Origin of the sequence: Leifsonia sp. C5G2, assembly GCF_013359685.1 — a bacterium.
In the GTDB taxonomy this organism is placed as follows: domain Bacteria; phylum Actinomycetota; class Actinomycetes; order Actinomycetales; family Microbacteriaceae; genus Leifsonia.
On sequence record NZ_JABFMV010000012.1, the window covers coordinates 142409 to 150875 of the forward strand.

Here is an 8467-nt window from a genome sequence, read left to right on the forward strand (position 1 = left end):
AACGATCAGTAAGTAAAGGGGAGGTCGATGGAGACCACCACCGAGGCGAGCACCGAGGCGAGCACCGAGGCGGCCCGGTTCGACGAGTTCATCGCCGCCGACGACCGCATCGAGCCGCGCGACTGGATGCCGGACGACTACCGGCGCACGCTCATCCGCCAGATGTCGCAGCACGCCCACTCCGAGATCATCGGCATGCAGCCGGAGGCCAACTGGATCTCGCGCGCCCCGAGCCTGAAGCGCAAGGCCATCCTGATGGCCAAGGTGCAGGATGAGGCGGGCCACGGCCTCTACCTCTACTCGGCGACCGAGACCCTGGGCGTCACGCGCGACGAGCTCACCGAGCAGCTGCTCGCGGGCAAGGCCAAGTACTCGTCGATCTTCAACTACCCCACCCTCAGCTGGGCCGACATCGGCGCGATCGGCTGGCTCGTCGACGGCGCCGCGATCTGCAACCAGGTGCCGCTCTGCCGCTGCTCCTACGCCCCCTATGGCCGCGCGATGGTGCGCATCTGCAAGGAGGAGTCGTTCCACCAGCGGCAGGGGTTCGAGATCCTGCTGACGCTCATGCGCGGGACGACGGAGCAGCAGAAGATGGCCCAGGATGCGGTCGACCGCTGGTACTGGCCCTCGCTGATGATGTTCGGCCCGCCCGACGCCGACTCCCCCAACTCGGCGCGCTCGATGGGGTGGAAGATCAAGCGCTTCTCCAACGACGAGCTGCGACAGCGTTTCGTCGCCATGCTGGTGCCGCAGGCGGAGGCGCTCGGCGTCACCCTGCCCGACCCCGACCTGCGCTGGAACGAGGAGCGGCAGGCGTACGACCTGGGCCCGATCGACTGGAGCGAGCTGCAGGAGGTCATCGCCGGCCGCGGCCCGTGCAACGCGCAGCGGCTGCAGCGGCGGCGCGAGGCCCACGAGGACGGCGCCTGGGTGCGGGAGGCCGCTGCCGCGTACGCCGCGAAGCAGGCGGCCGCGCGCGCGGCGGCGACCGCGGAGGCCGTCGCATGAGCGAGCAGTGGCCGCTCTGGGAGGTCTTCGTGCGCGCTTCCCGGGGTCTCAGCCACGTCCACGTCGGCTCCCTGCACGCCCCGGATGAGGAGCTCGCCGTCCGCAACGCGCGCGACCTGTACACGCGCCGCGGCGAGGGCGTCTCGATCTGGGTGGTGCGCTCCGACGCGATCACCGCGAGCGACCCGGACGCCAAGGACGCCTTCTTCACCTCCCCCGAGGGCAAGAACTTCCGCCACGCCACCTACTACACCGCCGCCGAGGGGGTGAAGCACCTGTGACCGACACCGACCACGGGCACGTCGAGCTAAGCGCCGTCACCCTCTCCGACGAGTTCGTCACCTCCGACGCCCCCGCCTCCCCCGCGGTCGCCGAGTACGCCCTGTGGCTCGGCGACGACTCCCTCGTGCTGGCCCAGCGCCTCGGCGGCTGGATCACGCGCGCGCCCGAGCTGGAGGAGGACGTCGCCCTCGCCAACATCGCGCTCGACCTGCTCGGCCACGCCCGCAGCCTGCTGCGCTACGCGGGCTCAGCCGACGGCCGCAGCGAGGACGACCTCGCCTACTGGCGCGACGAGGGCGACTTCCGTTCGGCGCACCTGTTCGAGCAGCCGAACGGCGACTTCGCGCACACGATCGTGCGCCAGCTCGCCGCCGCGCACTACCTGTACGCGCTGTACGACCGGCTGCGCGCGTCCACCGACCCCGTGCTCGCCGGGGTGGCCGCGAAGGCGGTGAAGGAGGTCGACTACCACCGCGACCACGCCGACCAGTGGATGCTGCGCCTCGCCCTCGGCACGGACGAGTCCCGCCGCCGCCTGCTGCGCGCCATGGAGGACCTGTGGCCGTACGTCGACGAGCTGTTCGCCGACGAGCCTGTGCTGGAGGAGCTGGACGGCGTCGCCGTGCGCCCCTCCACCCTTCGCTCCGTATTCGACGCCGACACCGCGCCGGTGCTGGCGGAGGCCGGGCTGGAGCCGCCGCAGGCGTTCCACGCCTCGGGTGGCGGACGTCGCGGCCGGCATTCGGAGCACCTGGCGCCGCTGCTCGCCGAGCTGCAGGTGCTGGCACGGCAGCACCCGGGGGCGACATGGTGACGCATCACGCCGACGCCGCCCGCGCCTGGTCGGCCGCCGCCGCGGTCGTCGACCCGGAGGTGCCGGTGCTGAGCATCGACGACCTGGGCGTGCTGCGCGAGGTGACCGTCAGGGACGACGGTGTGGAGGTCGTCATCACCCCCACCTACTCCGGCTGCCCGGCCATGGATGCGATCCGGGAGGACGTCGTGCGCGCGCTCGCCGCCGCCGGCTTCGGGGACGTACGGGTGCGGCTGGAGCTCTCCCCCGCCTGGACCACCGACTGGATCAGCGCGAAGGGCCGCACCGCCCTGAAGGAGTACGGCATCGCCCCGCCGTCCGCCACCGGCCCGGTGAGCCTCCGCCTGTCGGTGAAGTGCCCGCACTGCGGCTCGCTCGACACCCGCGAGGTCGCCCACTTCGGGTCGACCTCGTGCAAGGCGCTGTTCGTCTGCCGCGGCTGCGGCGAGCCGTTCGACCACTTCAAGGCGCTCTGAGGATGGCGCGCGCCCGCTTCCACTCCCTCGCCGTCGCCGACGTGCGGCCGCTCACCGCTGCGAGCGTCGAGGTCACCTTCGCCGTGCCGGACGACCTGCGCGGCGAGTACGACTACCTGCCTGGGCAGCACGTCGCCCTGCGCGCCCACGTCGGCGGGCGGGAACTGCGGCGCAGCTACTCGCTGTGCCGCCCGCCGTCGGCCGGGCGCCTGAGCGTCGCGATCAAGCGCGACCTGGGCGGCGCCTTCTCCACCTGGGCGACCAGCGAGCTGCGGCCGGGCGACCGGATCGACGTGATGAGTCCGCAGGGGACGTTCACGATCGATCCGGCCCGCACCGCAGGGCGGCACGTCGTCGGCATCGCCGCCGGCTCCGGGATCACCCCGCTGATGGCGCTCGCAAGCAGCGTCCTCTCCGGCTCGCCCGATTCCCGGTTCACCCTCGTCTACACGAACCGCACGGCGATCGACGTCATGTTCCTGGAGGAGCTGGCGGACCTGAAGGACCGCTACCCGTCGCGCCTCGCTCTGCACCACGTGCTCTCCCGCGAGCAGCGGTCCGCGCCGCTGCTGTCGGGCCGCATCGACGAGGACCGGCTGCGGCGGATGCTGGATGCGCTGGTGCCCCCGTCGTCGGTCGACGAGTGGTTCCTGTGCGGCCCGTTCGAACTGGTGCAGCTGTGCCGCGACGTGCTGGAGGAGTACGGCGTGCCGCGGGACCGCATCCACTTCGAGCTGTTCACCACCGGCGACCCCGTGGAGCCGCGCGGCGACATCGGCCGTCCGGTGGTGGTGCACGACGGCGAGCGCACCGCCGAGATCGAGTTCACGCTCGACGGGATGACGTCGAGCGTGAGCACGCCGGTCGACGCCAACGAGTCGGTGCTGAACGCGGCCCTCCGAGTGCGGCCGGACGTCCCCTTCGCCTGCACCGGCGGCGTCTGCGGCACCTGCCGCGCCCGCCTGGTCTCGGGCGACGTGCGGATGACGGAGAACTACGCGCTGGAGCCGGAGGAGCTCGAGCGCGGCTACGTGCTGACCTGCCAGTCCCATCCCCTCACCGACCGCGTCGTCGTCGACTACGACGTCTGAAACAGGAGGCTTCGCGTGATCGACCTGGACATCGCCGACGACATCGCCCACGTCACCCTCAACGCGCCGTGGAAGCTGAACGCGCTCGGGCCCGACGACCTCCGCGACCTCGCCTCCGCCTACGACGACGCGGCCGCCGCGGGCGTGCGCGCCCTCGTGCTGCGCGGAGAGGGCCGCGCCTTCTGCGCCGGCCGCGACATCGCCGGGGTCGACCCCGCGACGGACGACGTCAGCGGCTACCTCGACCGCCTCGTCACGCCCCTGCTGCACCGAATCGCCGACTTCCCCGCCCCCACGTTCGCCGCCGCCCAGGGCGCGTGCCTCGGCGTCGGCCTCGGCCTCCTGGTCGCCACGGACGTCGTCTACGTCGCCGACGACGCCAAAGTGGGCTCGCCGTTCGCGGCGCTCGGCGCCACGCTCGACTCCGGGGGCCACTGGCTCCTCGTCTCCCGCCTCGGCCCCCACCGCGCCCTCGACCTCATCTACTCCGGCCGGCTCCTCTCCGGTGCGGAGGCGGTCTCGGGCGGCCTGTTCTCCCGGTCCCTCCCGTCCGACCAGCTGGGCGCGGCCGTCGACGCTGCCGCCCACGCCGCGGCGACCGGCGCCACGCAGGCGTTCCTCGCGAGCAAACGCATCGTCGACGCGCTCCGCGACGGCTCCCTCGACCTGTGGGGCTCGGTCGCGGCGGAGAACAAGGCGCAGGCGCAGCTGCGCGACACGGAGGACTACCGCGAGGGGTTCGCCGCGTTCCAGGAGAAGCGGACGCCGCGGTTCACCGGGCGGTGAGTGGGAACGCGCGCTACCGCGTAAGCCGAGAATCTTTCTCGCGAGTCGGGGGATGCGGCTCGTCCACGCCGCACGATTGATAGCGCTCCTGTTCGGGAGGATCCCTGAGGGGAGGTCAGCGTTCGTCATGCGGAACCGTCAGCCGCGGCGGTCAGCAGAGCGTAGGCGTCGACGGCTGCTTTCTGAGCCCAAGCGTATTCGGCGTTCAGGAAGTCACTGGACGTATGGGTCAACCGGATGGGAACCACGATTCTTCGTCCCCGGATCTCGCACGTGAGCAGCCATGCGGTGAAGGCGGGCGGCCCAACTGAGCCGGCCTGGAGTGCCCGAACCTCGCTCGGGCGGATGTGGGTCGTCCCCTGGTCCTCACCGTGGCCGTACAACATCCGGATCCCCGACACCGAGACCACCACCACGAAGTGGGTGCTCACCCGCGGACGCGGATCGCCCCGAAGAGCGGCGATCTTCCGCACGGCCAGGATGGTGTCGATCCCCCACACGGCATTGAAGGTCTGATTGGGGCCGTCCAACCGCTCAAGGCGCTCGGCCCGGAAGTGGGTGCCCCGTTTCCACGAGCGGCGCGTGCGCACGGCGTGCCACACCGCCGGAACGATCACCGCTGCCAGCGGCAGAACAAGCACGAGGCCGACCAGAGCAGGATGGGCGATCGAAGGCTCAGACACCCAGTACCTCTAGACGGCCACGGGAATCAAGAACGTAGGCGACGTCAACCGACATTGTCAGGAGCCCTAACTCACGGATGATCATCGCCGCGCGATCGTCCGCCCACTCGCGGCTCGCGGTCAGCATCGACGTCTGGCGCGGGCCATTGATGCGGATGGGGAGCTCGTAGGTGTTCCCGCCGACAGTGATTCCGAAAAAGAGAGTCGTGTAGTCCGCGAGACCCCACGATGTGGTTCCCACCCGCACATCCCGGATAGCGTCGGAGTCGAAGTCCGCGATCGTCTCAGCAGTTCGACCTCGGAGCAAGCGCAGATGACCCTGCGAAGCTGCGAGTGAGTACACCCGCCCTGTGGGGCCATAGCGCTTCCCATCGCTCCTGCCGATGCGTCGCAACGCCAGGGTCGTGACGAATGCGGCCGTGCACGACACGACCACCGCTCCGGGTTGGGCTCGCGAAATGGCGCGACCCTGAAGTCGCAGCACAGACCGCAGCCCGAACAGGTATGCCAGCAGAACTATCGCCAGGCAGAGTACGAGCGAAAGGCCGATCAGAGCAGTCATGCGATCCGTCACGAGCGACCATCCCCGTCTCGTCGCGGGTACGGTTCACCGGCCGGGCGGACCACCTTCCCCGTGCGAGGGTCGCGCTGTTCCAGATGGCGCAACCAGCCGCCCATCGTCGTATATCCCCGCTTGGATTCCCTCACTACGGCCACCCACCAGAGGCCAACGGCGATCAGCACAAGCGAAGCGCTCACGAGCATCGTCCATACTGCCCAGACCCGCGCGCTCTCGGGCGCGCGGACCATTACCGCGATCAGACCGCAGGCTAGACAGACGATGCAGAGCATCGCCAGCACGCCGGCCCACCGCTGAGTCGCTGCAGCTGATGGGTGTGTGGGACGCCTGGAGTCATCGCGACGTGACATAGAGATCTCCTCCGCTCACGATCCGACCGAAGGCGCTGCCGGACGCGCCGATCGCATCCACGACACCTTGATGGCGTCCCTGACCCAACCCGCGATTCCCGCCGCTGCGACCGCGCTCACCTGATGGCGTGGAGACGAGCCACTTGAGGCAGGGTCGGTGACGGCGGGAGGAGATGATGGCTCTCGCGAAAACTATCGGTTCCACGTTCCAAGAAAGCCGTTCTCGTGATCGTCGATGATGTAGCCCAATAGCCGACCCTCTGGGTCGTCTGGCGGTTGCATCAGACACAAAGCCGCGTATCCCTGCCTATCGCCGGCAAGGATGTTGTCCGAGCCGTACGCGACTCCGGCCGCCGCAAGGGAGGACCGCAAATCACTCAAATCGGTGTCGCGTGCGCTCAATAGACGATAGTTATGTGGATTGTCAGGGTCATATGCCGCCCAGGACGAGCACAGCATTTCAGCTCGCTCGTCCAACACCCGTGTCTGCTCCATGCTTGCGGCGACTGACCTAGCCCCCGACCCAGCCCCACACGCAGTTATCCCAATAAGCACGAACAGCGATACGCCAGCCAACAGGGTTCTAGCAACTGCGGCGCTCACACGAAATCCCACTTCCACTCTCGCACCATGAAGCGGCGGGGATCGCTGAATGAGTCTGGTTCATCCGGCTGCCGCGTGGTCGTACGAAGACGATGCGGCGCCGGCGCTCACGCGGTGACCACGTCTGCGCGTCCTCATCGTTGGAACAGCTTCTCTTGTACTCGGCGCGCGATCTCCTGAGTCTGAGAGGCATCCATCAGCTCCCACCCAAACCTTGTTTTCCTGCCACCGAACATGAAGAAGACGTCGCCAACCACCCCGTCGAACTCGAGACCGACCTTCATAGCCGGTTTCGTCAGCACCGGCGTCGCCGGCGCTTCTGCAACGGAAACCGATCTGATCACCGATTTCGGTAGGAGGAAAGCTCGCTGAGGGTGCCTTGACCCCACCCAACCCTGTATGGAGTCCCCAGCGACGACGACCGAAACATCTACGCGGGACAGATACCTCTGATTCGCCACAAGGCTTCGATCGCGCACAAGGCTTCGAAACCTGAACAATTGCTGGCCGACCCTATCGCTCACGTTCTCGACAACGGCGCCCGGAACTGCGAGGACGAACGTGCCCGCATCGACGCCCGCAGCTTCGGCTTTGAAGATCACGCCCGCGATATCGACCGCCACCAGGACACTACCGATAACAACCGGTACAACATACTTCCAGGCACCCCGGCTTCTCACTCACGTGCCTTCGTCGGGTCTCGTCGCAGGATACGCGGCTTAGCGTCCAAGAGTTGCAGCAACCCTCTCGCCCTCCGTCGCAGCCCATTTGTAGTCAGCACTGAGAAAATCACTCGACACATGGCTCAAGCGGACTGGGAGCGCAATCTTCTGCCCCTGGATTGAGCATCTGATCAACCAGCCAGTGCCCGAATATCCGATGGCAGCGGCCTTCAGGGATTCGAATTCCTCCGCCCAAACAACCGTGAGGCCCTGATCGCCCCGGGCCCCATGAATGAGCCAGAGGCCAGAGGCCGTTGCTGCGACAACGAAGTGAGGGCTCATCCTCGGGGGAGGGAGGTCACCGCGCAATCGGGCGATTCTGCGGACCGCACGAATCGTGTCGATGCCCCAAACAGCGTTGTAAGTCTGGCCCACACCCACGAGGCCAGCCACACGCGCTGCCCTGCTGTCCGCTCCGGCCCGCCACATGCGCCGAGAAAATACGGCATGGACAATCGTCGTCCCGATCACGAGCGCTAGCGGCAATGTGATGGCCAGAATCGCCAACGGCATACTGCCCGCGTAAGGGAGCGTCGTCTCACTCATCATGGTCACCTAACCGCCGGCCAGATACTTCCCGCACTCTTCCAACCGCTGAGGGCACCGATGAGTGCCCCGAACGCGTCAATTGCATCGCGGACGATCGGTCTCAGGACACCTCTGAGACCGATGGTGACAGCGGACGCTCCCGCGGGCACGAGAGCCAATATGGCGTTCACGACACAATCCGCATCGATACCCGTCGCCATGCAACCGAGAATGACGCCCGCAAGTCCGAGAACTCCTGAGGCCACGGCTGCGATTGGCCCGGCAAGAGGCCCCATGAAGAGAGCTGCCAATCCGAGCGCCCCACTAATCACACCCAGTATGTTCCCCCAGAGGGCGAGTTGCTCGCGGATCCGCTTTTGATCCTCTTCAACGTGCCGGTCTTGGACATCACTCTTGCTCTTCGGATCCTTCGGCTCAGGGTTCTTGGGATCGTCCTTGGTGATAGGTGGTTTCGGCGGTGCAGGGGGTTTGACGTTGTCGTGCGCCTGCACTGGCGGGGCGCCGCATCCCAGCGGCAGTG

At 67.9% G+C, this 8467-nt stretch carries 10 protein-coding genes; 6 read left to right on the top strand and 4 right to left on the bottom strand.

What is annotated here, in order from left to right; all coding sequences use genetic code 11:
- Positions 1–27 precede the first annotated feature (27 nt).
- The 6 genes from paaA to HNO83_RS15600 are packed head-to-tail and all read left to right on the top strand — an operon-like array spanning position 28 to position 4460.
- Entirely contained in the window at positions 28–1011 is a 984-nt protein-coding gene (gene paaA / locus HNO83_RS15575) for a 1,2-phenylacetyl-CoA epoxidase subunit PaaA (RefSeq protein ID WP_175338436.1), read from the top strand.
- On the top strand, positions 1008–1292 hold the full coding sequence (gene paaB / locus HNO83_RS15580) for a 1,2-phenylacetyl-CoA epoxidase subunit PaaB (RefSeq protein WP_175338437.1): 285 nt from the start codon (positions 1008–1010) through the stop codon (positions 1290–1292). The genes paaA and paaB overlap by 4 nt, the downstream gene beginning before the upstream one ends.
- Positions 1289–2107 (top strand): 1,2-phenylacetyl-CoA epoxidase subunit PaaC, encoded by an 819-nt coding sequence (gene paaC, locus HNO83_RS15585; protein WP_175338438.1) that lies wholly within the window; start codon positions 1289–1291, stop codon positions 2105–2107. Before paaB ends, paaC begins: the two co-directional genes overlap by 4 nt.
- A complete protein-coding gene (paaD, locus tag HNO83_RS15590; protein ID WP_175338439.1) occupies positions 2101–2583 on the top strand; it encodes a 1,2-phenylacetyl-CoA epoxidase subunit PaaD in 483 nt (160 codons plus the stop codon). Before paaC ends, paaD begins: the two co-directional genes overlap by 7 nt.
- A 2-nt stretch (positions 2584–2585) precedes the next feature.
- Positions 2586–3674 (top strand): 1,2-phenylacetyl-CoA epoxidase subunit PaaE, encoded by a 1089-nt coding sequence (gene paaE / locus HNO83_RS15595; RefSeq protein WP_175338440.1) that lies wholly within the window; start codon positions 2586–2588, stop codon positions 3672–3674.
- A gap of 15 nt (positions 3675–3689) precedes the next feature.
- Complete coding sequence (locus HNO83_RS15600) at positions 3690–4460, top strand: enoyl-CoA hydratase/isomerase family protein (protein ID WP_175338441.1); 771 nt, start codon at positions 3690–3692, stop codon at positions 4458–4460.
- Between the two features lie 125 nt (positions 4461–4585).
- Here the strand turns inward: HNO83_RS15600 and HNO83_RS15605 are convergent, their stop codons facing one another.
- The 4 genes from HNO83_RS15605 to HNO83_RS15620 all read right to left on the bottom strand — a co-directional run.
- Positions 4586–5143, bottom strand: a complete 558-nt coding sequence (locus HNO83_RS15605; protein ID WP_175338442.1) for a hypothetical protein — start codon at positions 5141–5143, stop codon at positions 4586–4588.
- A complete protein-coding gene (locus tag HNO83_RS15610) occupies positions 5136–5705 on the bottom strand; it encodes a hypothetical protein (RefSeq protein ID WP_175338443.1) in 570 nt (189 codons plus the stop codon). Before HNO83_RS15610 ends, HNO83_RS15605 begins: the two co-directional genes overlap by 8 nt.
- 1105 nt (positions 5706–6810) lie before the next feature.
- Positions 6811–7299, bottom strand: coding sequence for a hypothetical protein (locus HNO83_RS15615; RefSeq protein ID WP_175338444.1), 489 nt, complete (start codon positions 7297–7299; stop codon positions 6811–6813).
- A gap of 650 nt (positions 7300–7949) precedes the next feature.
- Positions 7950–8467 (bottom strand): hypothetical protein (locus HNO83_RS15620; protein ID WP_217499115.1); only part of this gene is annotated, 518 nt, incomplete at its 5' end.